The organism is Allobosea sp. TAB14 (assembly GCF_052113865.1).
GTDB lineage: Bacteria > Pseudomonadota > Alphaproteobacteria > Rhizobiales > Beijerinckiaceae > Allobosea > Allobosea spartocytisi.
Map to the genome: position 1 here is coordinate 14,457 of NZ_JBFRDQ010000032.1, position 14,868 is coordinate 29,324.

Sequence of the window (14,868 nt, forward strand, 5' to 3'; positions counted from 1 at the left end):
GTCATCGTGGCAGGTCGATGCCGATGCCGCGTTCGCGGGCGCGGTCGATGACGAGATGCGCCAGCGCGAGATCTGCGAGGGCAAAGCCCCGGAAGCAGAAGAAGGAGCGGGCGCCCGGCGCGGTCGGGTGGGCGTCGTTCGCCATCTCGACGAGATCATGGCCGAAGCGGACCGTCGTGACGGGATTGCCGTCGATGTCGTAGGGCGCCTGCGACTGTTCGAGGCTGTCGGTCGCCAGCACGTCGAAGGCCGGCAGGCTCTCGGGAATCCAGCTTCGGCCGATATCGACGGCGGCGGCGAAGGCGTTCGGCTTCATCAGCCGCGCATCGAGGAACGGCTTCAGCCCCGGCGCGCCCGGCACCATCGAGATGACGATGTCGCTGCGCGCCAGCAGGGCGTCGGCATCGGCGACGATCTCGGTCGCAAGTCCGTGCTTCGAAGCGGCCTGCGCGAGACGCTCCGCCGAGGAGCGGCTGCGGCTCAAGGCCAGCGCCGTGGCCAGGCCGGGATAGAGGGCGAGGAAGGCGTCGAGATGGGCATGGGCCTGGAGGCCGCAGCCGACGAAACCGATGGTCCTGGGGGCGGGCGGCGCCATCCGCGCGGCGGCGGCGGCCGAGAGCGCGGCGGTGCGGATCAGCGTGATCTCGTCGCCGTCAAGCACGGCCAGCGGCGCGCCGCTGCGATAGTCGCTGACGCAGATCAGGGCGTTGATCCCGGGCACCGGGCTGTCGGGGCCGACGGGCGCCATCGAGACCCATTTCAGCGTCGCGATCCCCTGCGCCTGCGAGGCTGCCGTCATGGCCTGGAAGCCATGACCGGGACCGAGCCCGAGCGCGCTTTTCGGCAGGCTGCGGTTGAGGCCGGCGGCATGGTCGCGGAAGGCCTGGAGCACGGCCTCGCGCGCCKCGCCGGGMGSRATGGCSAGGGCCTTSACGTCGCTGCGCGAGAGATAGAGCAGGYGCTCGCTCATCGGGCGAAYCTCCGGGCGGAATAGGGGGTGGGATCGAAGGGCGGCTCGCGCCCGTCGATCAGCGCGGCGACGAGCCTGCCCGTCGCCGGCGCCTGGGTCAGCCCGGTATGGGCATGGCCGAAAGCATGCACGATATCGGCCGAGCCGGAAGCGATGCCGATGCAGGGCAGGCCATCCGGCGTCGAGGGGCGGTTGCCCATCCAGCGGTCGATCCGGGCGGTCTCGAAGCGCTTCGCCTGCCCGGGAAACATCCTGCGGGCATAGCCGAGCAGGATGTCGGCGCGGCGCCAATCCGGGTCTGCGTCGGGATCGGCGAGCTCGACCTGCCCGGCGAGCCTCAGCCCTTGCGGCGTCGAGACGACGCCCATCTGCCCGTCCGAGGGCATCAGCCCGGCGCCGAGCTCGACGCCCGGCTCGGGGATGACGACATGGTAGCCGCGCTCGGAGATCAGGGGCACGCGGTCTCCGGTGAGCCTGGCCAGCCCAGCCGAACCGATGCCCGCTGCGATGACGGCGCGGTCGCAGGCGAGGGGGCCCCGGTCGGTCGCGACAGCGCTCAGCCTGCCGCTCTCGATGATGAAGCCGGTGGCGCGCGCCCCGATGCGTTGCGCGCCGCGCGCCTCCAGCAGCCGGGCAAGCGCCGCGCAATAGGCGCCGGGATCGGCGATCTGGCCGGCATCGTCGAGCCGGGCGCCGAAGCGGTAGGCCGGCGACAGCTCCGGCTGCAGGCGGCGCAAGTCGGGCTCCTCGATCTCGCTGAAGCGGATTCCGAGCTCGCGGCGCATCGCCCAGATGCGGCTTTCGGCGGCGAAGGCGGTGCGGTCCGGATAGACATAGACCAGCCCCTCCTGCCGGATCAGGTGGCTGACGCCAGCCGCGTCGGCATAGGCGCGGTGATCGGTCACTGTGTGCTTGCAGAGCGGGTAGCGCTGGCGTGCGCAGATCCCGATGCGCTCCCAGTCGCGGCCGGCGGCGATGAAGCGGGCGAGCCAGCCGGCATGGCGGGGCAGGTCGCGCCAGCGCAACGTGAACGGCCCGGTCCGGTCGAGCAGGAAGCCCGGCACCTTGCGCCAGAGACCCGGCAGGGAGATCGGCATGATCGCGCCGGGGTTGATCCAGGTCGCATTGCCGTAGGAGGCGGCCTGACGGCCGCCGGGCTCGCCCGGCTCGACCAGCAGGACATGGTGGCCGGCGCGCTGGACCTCGAGGGCTGCGCACAGGCCGACGATTCCGGCGCCGATCAMGGCGACGGTCAATGGCGCGTCCCCCGGCATCGCCCGGCCTCAGCCGCGATTGTGGAAGTGGCTGAGGAAAGCCCGGGTCGCTTCCTGCTTGGGTTCGCCGATCACCTCGCGCGCCGGTCCCTCCTCGACGATGACGCCGTCGCGCATGAAGACGACGCGGTCGGCGACCTCGCGGGCGAAGCCGATCTCATGGGTGACGATGATCATCGTCATGCCCTCGGCGGCGAGGTCGCGCATCACGCCGAGCACCTCCCCGACGAGTTCGGGGTCGAGCGCGGAAGTCGCCTCGTCAAAGAGCATCACCTCCGGCTCCATCGCCAGCGCGCGTGCGATGGCGACGCGCTGCTTCTGCCCGCCCGAGAGCTTGTTGGGGAAGACGTCGACCTTGTCGCTGAGGCCGACCTTGGCGAGGAGCTTGCGGGCGAGCGCCTCCGCCTGCGGCTTCGGCATCGCCTTCACCGAGACCGGGCCCTCCATGACGTTCTGGACCACCGTCATGTGCGGGAACAGGTTGAAGTGCTGGAAGACCATGCCGGTGTTCGAGCGGAAGCGCGCCTGCTCGCGGGTGGCCGGCAGCTTCGAGCCGTYGCCGAAGGAGAAGCTGTCCTCGCCGATGCGGACGCGGCCGCCCTCGGGCATGACGAGCAGGTTGAGGCAGCGCAGCAGGGTCGACTTGCCGGAGCCGGACGGGCCGATCAGCGCGACGACCTGGCCGGTCTCGACCTTGAGATTGATGTCCTTCAGCACGATCAGCGCGCCGAAGCTCTTGCGAAGGCCGGAGACCTCGATCCTGTAGCTCATCGCCCGGCCCTCAATTGCTGTGCGCCAGCCGCTTTTCGGCCAGCTTGACGATCGCGGTCAACGGCAGCAGCACGACCACGTAGATCGCGGCGACCACCGTGTAGACCTCGAGCGCGCGGTAGGTGTCCATGGCGGCAACCTGGCCCTGATAGAGCAGGTCGGGCACGGCGAGGACGGAGACGAGCGAGGTGTTCTTGAACTGGATGATCGACTGGTTCATCAGCGGCGGGATCATCCGCTTGAWSGCCTGCGGCAGCACGATCCGGCGCATCACCCGCGCCGGGGTCATGCCCAGCGCCAGCCCGGCCTCGCTTTGCCCCGGCTCGATCGAGATGATGCCGCCGCGGATCACCTCCGCATAGAACGAGCCGCCATAGAGCGTCAGCGTCACGACCGAGGCGGTGATCGCGTCGAGCTTGATGCCGGTCAGGATCGGCAGCGCGTAATAGAACCACAGCAGCAGCACGAGCAGCGGCGTCAGCCGGAACATCTCGATATAGGCCCAGGACAGCCAGCGCAGGGCCGGCGAGCGCGAGAGCTGGGCGATGCCGGCGATGAGGCCGACGACCAGGCCGAGTAGGACGACGGCGATGGTGATGCCGATCGTCACGCCGGTTCCGGTCAGGAAGATCCAGCGATAGCTCCAGACGATGTCGAAATTCCAAGTGTAGGACATGCCCAACCCTGCCCGCGTGCGGCGCGGCCCTCGCGCATGAGAGCGCGTTGCCGGAGGCGGCCCGCAAAAAGCGATCTGCACGAAAGAGCGTGCAGGAAACGAAGCGGCTTCCCGCGACGGGCGCGGGAAGCCGGAGAACCCTCAGAGGGTGATGCCCGCCGGAATGTCCTCGGAGGTGACGCCGACCTGCTCCAGGCTTTCGACCACGGCGCTGCGGACGAGGCCGAGGCCGCGCGCATAGACGATCCAGGTGTTGACGAAATCGCGCCAGGTCTTGTCCGATTCGCGGCGGAAGGCCGCGTTCGAGGTCGAGCCGAAGAAGGGCTGGGGCACGACGACCTTGCCGAGGCTGGGGTCGGCCTTCACGGCGCGCACGCCGCCCATCCAGAAGATGCACTGCGCATCGACGCGGCCGGTGCGCAGCGCCAGCATCGCCTCGTTGATGGTCTTGAAGCGCGTGATCTGGGCCTTCGGGCACAGCAGCGTGGCGATCTGGTCATGGGCCGAGCCGACATCGACCGAGATCTTGACCTCGGGTTTGTTCATATCGGCCCAGTTCTTGGGCTCGAAGCCCGGCTTGGCGATGACGACCAGCGCGCTGTCATAGGCGCCGACCGAGAAATCGACCGCCATCGCGCGCTTCGGCGTCGGGTTGAGCCCGAACATGATGTCGATCTTGTCGGCCTGGAGATCGAGCACCGCATTGCCCCAGGTCGTCTCGACCAGCTCGAGCTCGACCTCCATGTCCTTCGCGAGCGCGGCGCCGATCGTGTAGAAATGGCCGCTCCACTTGCCGCTGGCCGGGTCCTTGACGAACCAGGGCGCGCTCGAGGTCACGGCGCCGAGCCTGAGCTTCTTGCTGGCGATGATGCGGTCGAAGGTGTTCTTCGCCGCGCTCTGCGCGCTCGCTCCGTTGGAGGCCAGCGTGAGCGCGCCGGCTGCCACCGCGCCCGCGCCGATGAGGCCTGCCAGATCCCTGCGTGTCGTCATGTTCATTCTCCCGGCGTTATGAGGCGAACCCCGTCATGGCTGGTGAGGCAGGCTCCCGCTTCCCCTGCGGGCTTCCGTGACCTGCGCCCCCTCACCGAAGGCCGCAGCGGATTTTTCGGTCGTCTTCAGGCCGTGCCCGGCGCCAGCAGAACGCCCGGATTCATCAGGTTCTGCGGATCGAACAGCGTCTTGACCTTGTTCATCAGCTCGTAGCGCAGCGGGTCGGCGAGGCGCGCGAGTTCTTCGGTCAGCTTGCGCCCCACGCCGTGCTCGGCGCTGAAGGTTCCGCCGAAACGGGCGGCGACGTCGTGGATGGCCCGCTCGACTTCGAGCGCGAAGGCTTCCGCATCGGGCAGGGCCGCCCAGAATTCGTGCGTGAACATCAGGATGTAGTGCACATTGCCGTCGCCGAGATGGCAGACCACTTCCGTGATCGCCTGCGGGTAGCGCTCGGCCGCGACCTTGTCGGCCGCCGCGATGAAGGGGGCGACGTGGGAGGAGCGCACGGCGACATCATGCGTGATGCTCATGCCTTCCTTCCTGTTGGCCTCGGAGACCGAATGGCGGAGGTGCCAGAACTCGGCCGCTTGCTGCTCGGAGGTCGCGATGACGGCATCGAGCACCTCGCCGGCTTCGAGCGCGGCGCCGACGACCTCCTCGAGGATCGCGGGGAGGGCGGTGGTCGCGTCCTCGCTGCCGAGCTCGATCAGGACGGACCAGGCCGGAATCTCGGGGAAGGGGAAGCGGGCCCGCTCGGCATGCTTGCGCACCAGCTCGAATTGTGAGGCGGAGACCATCTCGAAGGCCTGGATATAGGAGCCGGCGCGGTCCTGCAGCGCGGCCAGCAGCGCGACTGCGGCCGCGGGTTCGGCGACGGCGACCCAGGCATGGGCGGTGTTCGGCGTCTGCGGATGCAGCCGCAGCGCCGCACCCGTGACGATGCCGAGCGTTCCTTCCGCGCCGATGAACAGATGGCGCAGCATGTAGCCGGTGTTGTCCTTGCGCAGCGCCGCGAGGTCCGAGAGCACGCGCCCGTCCGGCAGCACGACTTCCAGGCCGGCGACGAGATCGCGCATCGGTCCGTAGCGGACGACGCCGGTGCCGCCGGCATTGGTCGAGATCAGCCCGCCGATCTGGGCGCTGCCCTCGCTGCCGAGATGGAGCGGAAACTGCCGCCCGGCCTCGATGGCGGCGTTGTGCAGATCGCCGAGCACGACGCCGGCATCGACGGTCGCGACGCCGGTGGCCCGGTCGACCGAGCGGATGCGGTTCATGCGGCGCAGCGACAGCACGATGCCGGGCTTGTCGCTCCGGCCGCTGTCCGGCACGGCGCCGAAGCACAGGCCGGTATTGCCGCCGACCGGGAAGACCGGCTGGCCTTCAGCCGCGCAGAGCGCGACCACGGCGGACACCTCCGCCGTGGAAGCCGGCTGGACGATGGCGAGCGCCCGTCCGCGCCGGCGCTGGCGCCAGTCGACGAGCCAGGGCTCCATCTCGGCCGGATCGGTGATCAGGCCCTTGTCGCCGACGATGCCGCGAAGCCGCTCGATCACGATCCGCTCTCCGCTCAGGCCAGGCTGATGGCTTTGGCCTGCGCCGCGGCGACCTTGAGCCCGGCCAGCGTCTGGTCGCTCGGCCCGAGCAGCGGCAGACGCACGCCGCCGACCGGCATGCCGGCGAGCGCCATATATTCCTTCAGCGGCCCCGGATTCGTCTCGACATAGATGGCGTCGACCACCGGATCGATCTTGTCCTGCAGCTTCAGCGCCTCCTTGAGCTTGCCCTGGCGGGCAAGCGCGAAGATCTCGAGCCAGATCTTCGGATAGATGGTCGCCGACGCCAGCACGCCGCCCCGCGCGCCGAGCGCGACATGGGTGGCGAAGAGCGGCTCCTCGCCCGACAGGATCGCGATCTTGTCGCCGGCATATTTCACCGTGCGGATGAAATCGGGCATGTCGTAGGACGAATATTTCATGCCGATGATCGAGCCGTCCTCGGCCATCGCCTGCACCGTGTCGGCGAAGGCGGAGACCGTCGTGCGGCGCGGAATCTGGTAGAGCATGACTGGCAGGTCGAGCGCATCGCGGTAGCGCCGGAAATAGGCGCGCATGCCGTCCTGCGTGCCGGGGGCGTAATAGGGCGTGACGGTCATGACCGCGGCGGCGCCGGCAGCGGCGAAGTCGCGGCCGGCTTCGAGCGCATCCTCGAAGCCGGTGGAGAGCACGCCGGGAATGACCGGCTTGCCGTCGGCGGCCTCGACGCAGGCGGCGACGATGGCGCGGCGCTCGTCGCGGGAGAAGGCCGGATATTCGCCCGTGCCGCCGATCGGCACGATGCCGGCCGCGCCGGCCGCGAGCTGGAAACGCACCAAAGCCTGGAGGCCCTTGATGTCGACCGCACCGTCGGCGGCGAGCGGCGTGACGATCGCGGTGTAGAGGCCGCCAAGTGTGTCGTGCGTGAGTGTCATGCGAAACGTCCCTGCCGCGATGTCGCCTGGCCGCGCCGGCCCCTCGCCGAACGCCTCCGGACCGGTTGCCGGCGCACCATTTGCGGAAAATTGTTGCAGCCGGGACCAACTGTCAACACAAAAATATAAAAATGTCGGATACGAAATTTATTCGCCCATGAGCGGTGACGTTCCCTTTTCTTCCCTGCGGCCGGCGATTATGACAGGAGGTGCCATTGGGCTGGAACGAGGAGAATGGGCATGCCGGAAATCTCGCTGGCGGAACGGGGGGAATCGCCCGAGCCGCCTGAGGCCTGGCAGTCCGGCGACGAGGCGCGCGGCGGGATCGATATCGGCGCGCGGCTGCTCAAGCTGCGCAAGAGTCGCGGCCTGACCCTGCAGGACGTCAGCGCGATGACGGGCGTATCGGCCTCGGCCTTCTCCAAGATCGAGCGCAACGAGCTTTCGCCGACGATCTCGACGATGCAGCGCATCGCCCATGGGCTCGAGGTCGAGCTGGTGACGCTGTTGTCGAGCGGCGAGCAGGGCGGCGCGGTGAGCTTCGCCGGGCGCCGCAGCATCAGCCGGGCGGGCGGCGGCAGCAAGCACACCACCGGGACCTGCAACAACGTCCTGCTCTGTGCCGATCTCAAGAACAAGCGCGCCACGCCGATCCTGACCACGGTGACGGCCCGCTCGCCGGACGAATACGCGGCCTGGGCCAAATCCGAGGCGGAAATCTTCGTGATGGTGATGGACGGCACGCTCATCGTGCATAGCCGCCTCTACGAGCCGCTCGAGCTCAACAAGGGCGATTCCGTCTATTACGACGCCACCACCGAGCACACCTGGACCTCGAAGGGGCCGACCGATGCGGTCGTGCTCTGGGTGCTCGTCGACCTCTGACGGCGCCGCCGCCGCGACAGCGCCCGATTCCGCCTCGGAGCAGGGCGCGGTTGCGGTCCCGGCACGATCGTTGCACGATCCCGGCTTGTCCGACGATCGGATCGCATCTTGGCCCGTATCGACCTGCGCAACTCGTCCCGCTACTGGCACGACCCTCGGGTTCCGGGCCTGAGTTGCCTCGTCGCCGATTTCACCAGCCACGATTACGCCCCTCACAGCCACGAGGCCTTCGTCGTGGCGGTGACGGAGGCCGGCGGCGCCGAGTTTAAGAGCCGGGGGCGGACCGACGAGGCGGGAACCTCGACCCTGCTCGTGTTCAATCCCGACGAGCCGCATTCCGGGCGCATGGGCTGGAGCCCGCGCTGGCGCTATCGCGGGCTCTATCTGACCCGCCCGGCGATCGAGATGCTCAATGCCGCGCTCGGGCTGGATGCGACGGCCTATTTCTGCCGGAACAGCTTTCACGACGCCGATCTGATCGAGGCCTTCCTCGGGCTGCATCGCATTCTCGACGACGGCAACGACCCGTTCGAGGAGCGCGAATTGCTGCTGCGCAGCTTCGGCGCCCTGATCCGGCGCCATGCCGCGGGCGAGCCCAGGCTGTCGCTGCCGGCACGCGACGCGCAGCGGGCGGCCCGCGTCCGCGAGATCATGCGCGAACGCCATGCGGAGGAGCTGACGCTGGAGGAGCTCGGCGCCGCCGTTGGGCTCACGCCGTTCCAGTTGATCGCSCTGTTCAAGCGCAGCACGGGGCTSACCCCGCATGCCTATCTCACGCARYTGCGCCTSAAGGCSGCGATCGSSGCGCTCGGKCGCGGCACGAGCATCGCTGCCGCTGCCTTGGACGCGGGCTTCTACGACCAGAGCGCGCTGACGCGGCATTTCAAGCGCAGCTACGGCATCACCCCGCTGCAATGGGTGCAGGCGACCGCCGGCTGAGCGGTTTTCTCAATTTCCGCCAATAGCGGCGCGGCAAGGCGCGCCAATCTCGTCTCCATGCGGATGCCCTGTCGGCACTGCGGAAAGGATGAGATTCATGCCCCGCTATTTCTGCCTCGACAATCCGGAGGTCCCGACGCTCGCGACTGAGGTCGTCGAGGCGGGGCCGGGCTGGGTCGTTCTCGCGGAAAGCCCGTTCTATCCGGGCGGCGGCGGACAATTGCCCGATCGCGGCTCCCTGGAATGGGCCGGCGGCGAGGTCGCGGTCGCCGGTTTCGAGAACGAGGGGGGCCGGCTCCGGCATCTGCTCGCCGACCCCATCGAACTCCCGGCCGGCACCGTTGAAGCCAGGGTCGACCCGGCGTTTCGCGGGCTGATGCGCGCGCTCCACACCGATCTGCACATCGTCAACGCCGTCGTCTTCCAGGGCTTCGACGGCGCGCTCGTCACCGGCGTGCAGATGAACGAGGACGGCACCGCGCGCATCGATTTCGACCTGCCGGACGCCGATAATGACCGCCTGCGCGCGATCGAGGAGCCGGTCAACGCGCTCATCCGGCAAGACCTCGCCGTCCGGCAGGACTATCTCCCCGAGGCGGTGGCCTTCGCGGAGCCGGGGCTGATCCGCTCGCGCTCGGTCGCCCCGCCGCCGACCGCGGACGGGCAGGTGCGCGTCGTCGAGATCGTCGGCCTCGACCGTCAGGCCTGCGGCGGCACCCATCTCGCCTCGACCGGCGGCTCGCCGCCGATCCGCATCCTGAAGATCGACAACAAGGGCCGGCACAACCGCCGCCTGCGGATCGGCCTCGCGGGCGCGCTGTGAGGCCGGCAATGTCGATCCTCCGGCGCCTCTGGGACCAGCCGTTGCTGCTGCTGCCGCTGCCGCCTCTGTTCTGGGCCGGCAACCTCGTGCTCGGACGGGCGCTTGCCGACACGTTTCCGCCGGTCTCGCTCGCGGTCGGGCGCTGGCTCGTCGCGCTCGCCTGCTTGGCGCCCTTCGTGCTCGGCGCGCTCAGTGCGCAGCGGCAGGCGCTGTTTCGCGCCCGCTGGATCGTCCTGGCCTGCGGCGCCTTCGGCATCGCCGGCTATAATGCGCTCGGCTATCTCGCCTTGCAGAGCGCGCCCGCCGCCAGCGTCGCCTTCCTCAACTCGACCTTGCCGCTGATGGTGCCGCTCGCGGCCTTCGCGCTCGGGGTCGAGCGCGTCTCGGTCCGCACGCTTGCCGGAATCGCCATTTCCTTCGTGGGCGTGGCCTGGATCGTGGCGCGCGGCGAGCCCGCGAGCCTGTCGCGGCTGGGCATCGGCGGCGGCGAGCCGCTGGTCCTGCTCGCGGTCGCCAATTACGCGGTTTATTCGGTGCTGCTGCGCCGCCGGCCCGCCGATCTCGATCCGCTCCTCTTCCTGGCGGCGACGATGGTGGCGGGGCTCTTCGTGCTGCTGCCGTTCTGGATCTGGGAACTGGCGCGCGGCGCGGAGATCCCGACCGCGCCCGGCCCGCTCGCGGCCGTGCTCTATATCGGCGTCTTCGCCTCGCTGCTCGCCTTCGTCATCTGGAACCGCTGCGTCGCGACGCTGGGGCCGAGCGTCACCGGGGCCTCCTTCCATCTCGTCGCCCTGTTCACCGCCGTGCTCGCCTTCCTGCTGCTGGGCGAGCCGGTGCGCCCGTTCCACCTCGTCGGCGCCGCGCTGATCCTGTGCGGCTTCGGCCTCGCGGCGAGCAGCGGCCGCCCCTCTCCATCCCGAGCCGCCGGAGCGCTCAAGCCATGACCGTGTTTTCCCACGCCTTCGCGGCGTCGCGGGCATCGGCGACACGCTGCGGGCGATCTTCGAGAGCGCGGAGGCGGATGGCGTGCCGACCCAGACGGCCGCGCTGCGCCTCGCCCAGGCCCGGCTCGGGCGCGCCCGCGCCGGGCGGCAAGCTCTGGCGGCCTGAGCGATGAGCGCGACGGTCTCCCTGCTCGAGGAACTCGTCGGCTTCGACACCACGTCGAGCCGCTCGAACCTGGCTCTCGTCGGCCGCGTCGCCGACCGGCTCGACAGCCTCGGTGCCCGCATCCGGCTGAGCTATGACGACGACCGGGCCAAGGCGAATCTGCTCGCCAGCTTCGGGCCGCGCGGGCCGGGCGGCGTCGTCCTGTCGGGGCATACCGACGTCGTCCCGGTCGCCGACCAGGACTGGACCTCCGATCCGTTTCGCCTGGCCGAGCGCGACGGCAAGCTGCATGGYCGCGGCGCCGTCGATATGAAGGGCTTCGTCGCGGCCTGTCTTTCGGCGGCCGAGGGCTTTGCCGGCGCCGGGCTCGCCCGGCCGGTCCATCTCGCGCTGTCCTATGACGAGGAGGTCGGCTGCCTCGGGATTCCCCGCCTCATCGACGACCTGCTCACCCATGAGGAGAAGCCGGAGCTCGCGATCATCGGCGAGCCGACCGGCATGCGGATCGGCGACAGCCATCGCGGCTTCCTCGGCTTCCGCGCCCGCTTCGAGGGCAGGGCCGCGCATTCGAGCGACCCCGGCGCCGGCGCGAGCGCGATCTATCCGGCCGCCGATTTCATCGGCTTCCTGAAGACCATCGGGCACCGCACCGGCGTGGGCGCCAGCGCGACCACGGTCAATATCGGCCGGATCGAGGGTGGAACCGCGATCAATATCGTGCCGTCCCTCTGCGAGGTGCTCTGGGAGTTCAGGCCGGTCACGGCCGGCGATGCCGTCGAGATCGAGGCACTCGCCCGCGCCTATCTCGCCCGCGCGGTGCCGGACGATATCCGCCCGTCGCTGCTGCGGGAGATCCATGTCCCGCCGCTCAGCGCGGACGGCGAGGAGGGGGCGCTCGCTGTCGCGGCCGCGCTCGGCGGCATCGTGCCGCCCTTCCCGATGGCCTTCGGCACGGAGGCCGGCTTCTTCCAGGCGGCGGGCATCTCCGCCGTGGTCTGCGGGCCGGGCTCGATCGCGCAGGCTCACCAGCCCGACGAATGGATCGCGCGCGCCGAACTCGATGCCGCCGACGCCTTTCTCGCCCGCCTCACCGGCTGGGCCCGACGCCAGCACGCCTGAACGCCCGCAGCCTCGACGCCAAGGGCCTGTTTTCCAAAGAGGGGATCACCATGACAGAACTCGCCGCCACGCATGCCATGTCCGAATCCGGAGCCGGTAAGACGGCCGGCAGGTTTTCGAGCCGACGGGCGGTGATCGCTGCCGTCGCCGGCAACACGCTGGAATGGTACGACTTCGCCGTCTACGGCTTCTTCGCGCTGACGCTCGCCAAGCTCTTCTTTCCCGCCGGCGACGCCACGGTTTCGCTTCTGCTCACCGTCGCCACCTTCGGCGTCGGCTTCGTGATGCGCCCGGTCGGGGCGCTCGTGCTCGGCACGCTCGCCGACCGTCGCGGCCGCAAGGTGGCGCTTTCGCTGACGATCCTGCTGATGGCGCTCGGCACCGCGATGATCGCCTTCGCGCCGACCTACGCAACAGCCGGCGCCTGGGCGCCGGCGATCATCGTGCTCGCGCGGCTGATCCAGGGCTTCTCCGCCGGCGGCGAGATCGGCGGCGCCACCGCCTTCCTGGTCGAGCATGCCCCGTCCGAGCGCCGCGGGCTCTATGCGAGCTGGCAGCAGGCGAGCCAGGCCGGTGCCCTGCTGCTGGGCTCCCTGACGGGGGCGCTGCTCACCGGCCTGCTCCCGCAGGCCGAGCTCGAGGCCTGGGGTTGGCGCGTGCCGTTCCTGATCGGGCTCCTGATCGCGCCGGTCGGTCTCTACATCCGCTCGCGCGTCGACGAGACCGAGGCCTTCAAGGCCATCCTGCGCGAGCGCACCGCGCGGCCTGAGACCGATTTCTCGCCTTTGCGCGACACGCTCGGCCAGCATCGGGCCGCCGTGATCACCGGCTTCGGTATCACCATCGCCTGGACGGTCTGCACCTATTTCTTCCTGGTCACCATGCCGACCTATGCGGTGCGCCAGCTCGGCGTGCCGCAGAGCGCGAGCCTTCTCGCCAACAGCGTCGGGCTCGCGCTGATCGTCGTGCTGGCGCCCGTCTTCGGCGCCTGGTCCGACAAGGTGGGCCGGCGCCCGATCATGCTGGCCTCGGTTCGTGCAGACCGGGAGCGCGCTCGCACCGGCCTGGTACGTGATGCTGGCGGCGGCCTTCAGCCTGACGGCCCTGATCATGGGCGGCAAGCTGATGCGGATGTCCGCCGGGCGCTGAGCGAGGCGGGCGGTGCCGCGGCATCCGCATCTTCGCTGGACAGGATTGCGTGCCTGCCCAGCGGGACGCCTCGGCAGCCTTACGGATGCGATCCGGCTTTGGCCGTCCGAGATCGCATGCCGTTCACCCTCACGCCACGGCGGCCGACATCGCCGCGACCGGGATGTCTGCCGGCGATTGAGCGTCGGCCAGGCGGTCGATCTGCTGCTGGACCTGGGCCATCACCTGCCGGGAGAACGGCCCGAGATGGAGATAGAGCGCGACCATCATCATCACATAGGGCAGCGCCTGGCGATTATGCGTGAGGCAATCGATCACGGTTTTCCAGAACTCGCGCCGCACGCCGCCTTTCGCCGTCGTCATGCRCCAGATCAGGCGCCATGACGATCTCATCTCCTCCCACTCCATCGACTTCGGCAGCTCCAGCTGGCGATTGGTGCAGTCGAGCATGCGGCCGACCCGCCGGACGCGCCCGAAGAAGGCGCCGGGTGCATAGACCGCCTCGAGCACCGCCCTGTAGTCGTCGAGGATGGCGCGGCGCGGGCGGCTGGTGACGAAGTTGAGCCCGGCGGTGCACTGATCGCCCAGCCCTTGCGTATGGTCGGCGTCGTCGGGAATGGACAGGCGGCCTTCGCGATCGAGACGCCGCGTCAATTGGGTGTTGGGCAGCGCATAGAGCAGGCCGACCATGCAGACAGGGATCGCGGTATCCTCGATGCAGTCGATCATGCCGCGCGCGACGCTGCCCTTCTCGCTGTCGAAGCCGAGGATGAAGCCGGCATTCACGAAAAGCCCGGCCTTGTAGATGCGATGGACGCTCTCCTGGAGGCTGCGGCGGGTGTTCTGCTTCTTCTGCATCGAGACCAGCGTGTCGGTATCCGGGCTTTCGATGCCGACAAAGATCGTGAAGAAGTTGGCCTCGCTCATGGACTGCATCAGAGCGGCGTCGTCGGCGAGATTGATCGACGCCTCGGTCGAGAACTCGAAAGGAAAGTTCCTGTCCCTGATCCATTGCGTCAGGGCGGGCAGGAATTGCTTCAACGCCTTCTTGTTGCCGATCAGGTTGTCGTCGACGAAATCGACATGGCCGCGATATCCGAGCGCGTGGAGGGTATCCAGCTCGGTCAGGATCTGCGCGTTCGTCTTCGTGCGCGGCACGCGGCCATAGAGCTCGATGATGTCGCAGAATTCGCAATTGAACGGGCAGCCGCGTGAGAACTGCACGCCGACATGCAGGTAATGCGCGAATTTCAGGAGGTCGAAGCGCGGTGTCGGGCTCCTGGTGACGTCGGTCTTGCCCATCTCGGAGCGGAAGTCCCCGCTTCTCGCCCCCGCGTTCCAGGCATCGACGAAGCCGGCCATGATCTCCTCGGCCTCGCCCAGCACCCGAAAATCGGCGGCCTCGTAGATCTCGGGCGTCGATGTCGCATCGGGACCGCCGACCACGACCGGCTTTCCCCGGGAGCGGCACTGCGCGATGACGGCCAGCGTTCCGTCCTGCTGCGGCAGCATGCCCCCGGTCATGACGAGATCCGCCCAGGCGAAGTCCCGTTCGTCGAGCTCCTCCGCATTCAGGTCGAGGAGCCGGATCTCCCATGTCGCGGGCAGCAGCGCCGCAACGGTGATCAATCCGAGTGGCGCGGCGGGGTGGCGCGCTCCGGCCAGTTCGCAGGTCGCCTTGTAGTTCCAGAAGGA

General features: G+C 69.1%; 13 protein-coding genes and 1 pseudogene. 6 read left to right on the forward strand and 8 right to left on the reverse strand.

Features of this window, described 5'->3' with window-relative positions; translation table 11 throughout:
- Position 1: 1 nt before the first annotated feature.
- The 7 genes from AB4Y99_RS07070 to dapA all read right to left on the reverse strand — a co-directional run bounded on the left by AB4Y99_RS07070 (position 2) and on the right by dapA (position 7,148).
- Positions 2 to 970, reverse strand: coding sequence for a hypothetical protein (locus AB4Y99_RS07070; protein WP_441522825.1), 969 nt, complete (start codon positions 968 to 970; stop codon positions 2 to 4).
- A complete protein-coding gene (locus tag AB4Y99_RS07075) occupies positions 967 to 2,226 on the reverse strand; it encodes an NAD(P)/FAD-dependent oxidoreductase (RefSeq protein WP_441522826.1) in 1,260 nt (419 codons plus the stop codon). The genes AB4Y99_RS07070 and AB4Y99_RS07075 overlap by 4 nt, the downstream gene beginning before the upstream one ends.
- A 27-nt stretch (positions 2,227 to 2,253) precedes the next feature.
- Positions 2,254 to 3,015 carry an amino acid ABC transporter ATP-binding protein gene (locus AB4Y99_RS07080; RefSeq protein ID WP_441522827.1) on the reverse strand — a complete coding sequence of 254 codons (762 nt, stop codon included), beginning with the start codon at positions 3,013 to 3,015 and terminating at the stop codon, positions 2,254 to 2,256.
- Between the two features lie 10 nt (positions 3,016 to 3,025).
- Entirely contained in the window at positions 3,026 to 3,691 is a 666-nt protein-coding gene (locus tag AB4Y99_RS07085) for an amino acid ABC transporter permease (protein ID WP_441522828.1), read from the reverse strand.
- Between the two features lie 141 nt (positions 3,692 to 3,832).
- Positions 3,833 to 4,681, reverse strand: a complete 849-nt coding sequence (locus AB4Y99_RS07090; RefSeq protein ID WP_441522829.1) for a transporter substrate-binding domain-containing protein — start codon at positions 4,679 to 4,681, stop codon at positions 3,833 to 3,835.
- A 125-nt stretch (positions 4,682 to 4,806) separates the two neighbouring features.
- Positions 4,807 to 6,234 (reverse strand): FAD-binding oxidoreductase, encoded by a 1,428-nt coding sequence (locus tag AB4Y99_RS07095; protein WP_112764912.1) that lies wholly within the window; start codon positions 6,232 to 6,234, stop codon positions 4,807 to 4,809.
- A 14-nt stretch (positions 6,235 to 6,248) separates the two neighbouring features.
- Positions 6,249 to 7,148 carry a 4-hydroxy-tetrahydrodipicolinate synthase gene (gene dapA / locus AB4Y99_RS07100; RefSeq protein WP_112764911.1) on the reverse strand — a complete coding sequence of 300 codons (900 nt, stop codon included), beginning with the start codon at positions 7,146 to 7,148 and terminating at the stop codon, positions 6,249 to 6,251.
- Between the two features lie 240 nt (positions 7,149 to 7,388).
- Between dapA and AB4Y99_RS07105 the strand changes: the two genes are divergently transcribed.
- The 6 genes and pseudogenes from AB4Y99_RS07105 to AB4Y99_RS07130 all read left to right on the forward strand — a co-directional run.
- Positions 7,389 to 8,033 carry a helix-turn-helix domain-containing protein gene (locus AB4Y99_RS07105; RefSeq protein ID WP_038364086.1) on the forward strand — a complete coding sequence of 215 codons (645 nt, stop codon included), beginning with the start codon at positions 7,389 to 7,391 and terminating at the stop codon, positions 8,031 to 8,033.
- A gap of 108 nt (positions 8,034 to 8,141) precedes the next feature.
- Positions 8,142 to 8,972 carry an AraC family transcriptional regulator gene (locus AB4Y99_RS07110; protein ID WP_441522830.1) on the forward strand — a complete coding sequence of 277 codons (831 nt, stop codon included), beginning with the start codon at positions 8,142 to 8,144 and terminating at the stop codon, positions 8,970 to 8,972.
- A gap of 97 nt (positions 8,973 to 9,069) precedes the next feature.
- Positions 9,070 to 9,795: an alanyl-tRNA editing protein gene (locus AB4Y99_RS07115; RefSeq protein WP_441522831.1), complete on the forward strand. Its 726-nt coding sequence runs from the start codon at positions 9,070 to 9,072 to the stop codon at positions 9,793 to 9,795.
- 8 nt (positions 9,796 to 9,803) lie between these two features.
- Positions 9,804 to 10,739 carry a DMT family transporter gene (locus tag AB4Y99_RS07120; protein ID WP_112764909.1) on the forward strand — a complete coding sequence of 312 codons (936 nt, stop codon included), beginning with the start codon at positions 9,804 to 9,806 and terminating at the stop codon, positions 10,737 to 10,739.
- A 169-nt stretch (positions 10,740 to 10,908) separates the two neighbouring features.
- Positions 10,909 to 12,024, forward strand: a complete 1,116-nt coding sequence (argE, locus tag AB4Y99_RS07125; protein WP_441522832.1) for an acetylornithine deacetylase — start codon at positions 10,909 to 10,911, stop codon at positions 12,022 to 12,024.
- A 77-nt stretch (positions 12,025 to 12,101) separates the two neighbouring features.
- Positions 12,102 to 13,043, forward strand: a pseudogene (locus AB4Y99_RS07130) (MFS transporter); the annotation flags it as partial.
- 259 nt (positions 13,044 to 13,302) lie between these two features.
- Here the strand turns inward: AB4Y99_RS07130 and AB4Y99_RS07135 are convergent.
- Positions 13,303 to 14,868: B12-binding domain-containing radical SAM protein (locus AB4Y99_RS07135; RefSeq protein ID WP_441522833.1), on the reverse strand; the 1,566-nt coding region annotated here is incomplete at its 5' end.

Bases quoted from the DNA above. Each gene is read 5' to 3' on its own strand.
- AB4Y99_RS07115 (WP_441522831.1), top strand. From the start codon at position 9,070: ATGCCCCGCTATTTCTGCCTCGACAATCCGGAGGTCCCGACGCTCGCG.
- dapA (WP_112764911.1), bottom strand. From the start codon at position 7,148: ATGACACTCACGCACGACACACTTGGCGGCCTCTACACCGCGATCGTC.
- AB4Y99_RS07090 (WP_441522829.1), bottom strand. From the start codon at position 4,681: ATGACGACACGCAGGGATCTGGCAGGCCTCATCGGCGCGGGCGCGGTG.
- AB4Y99_RS07105 (WP_038364086.1), top strand. From the start codon at position 7,389: ATGCCGGAAATCTCGCTGGCGGAACGGGGGGAATCGCCCGAGCCGCCT.
- AB4Y99_RS07120 (WP_112764909.1), top strand. From the start codon at position 9,804: ATGTCGATCCTCCGGCGCCTCTGGGACCAGCCGTTGCTGCTGCTGCCG.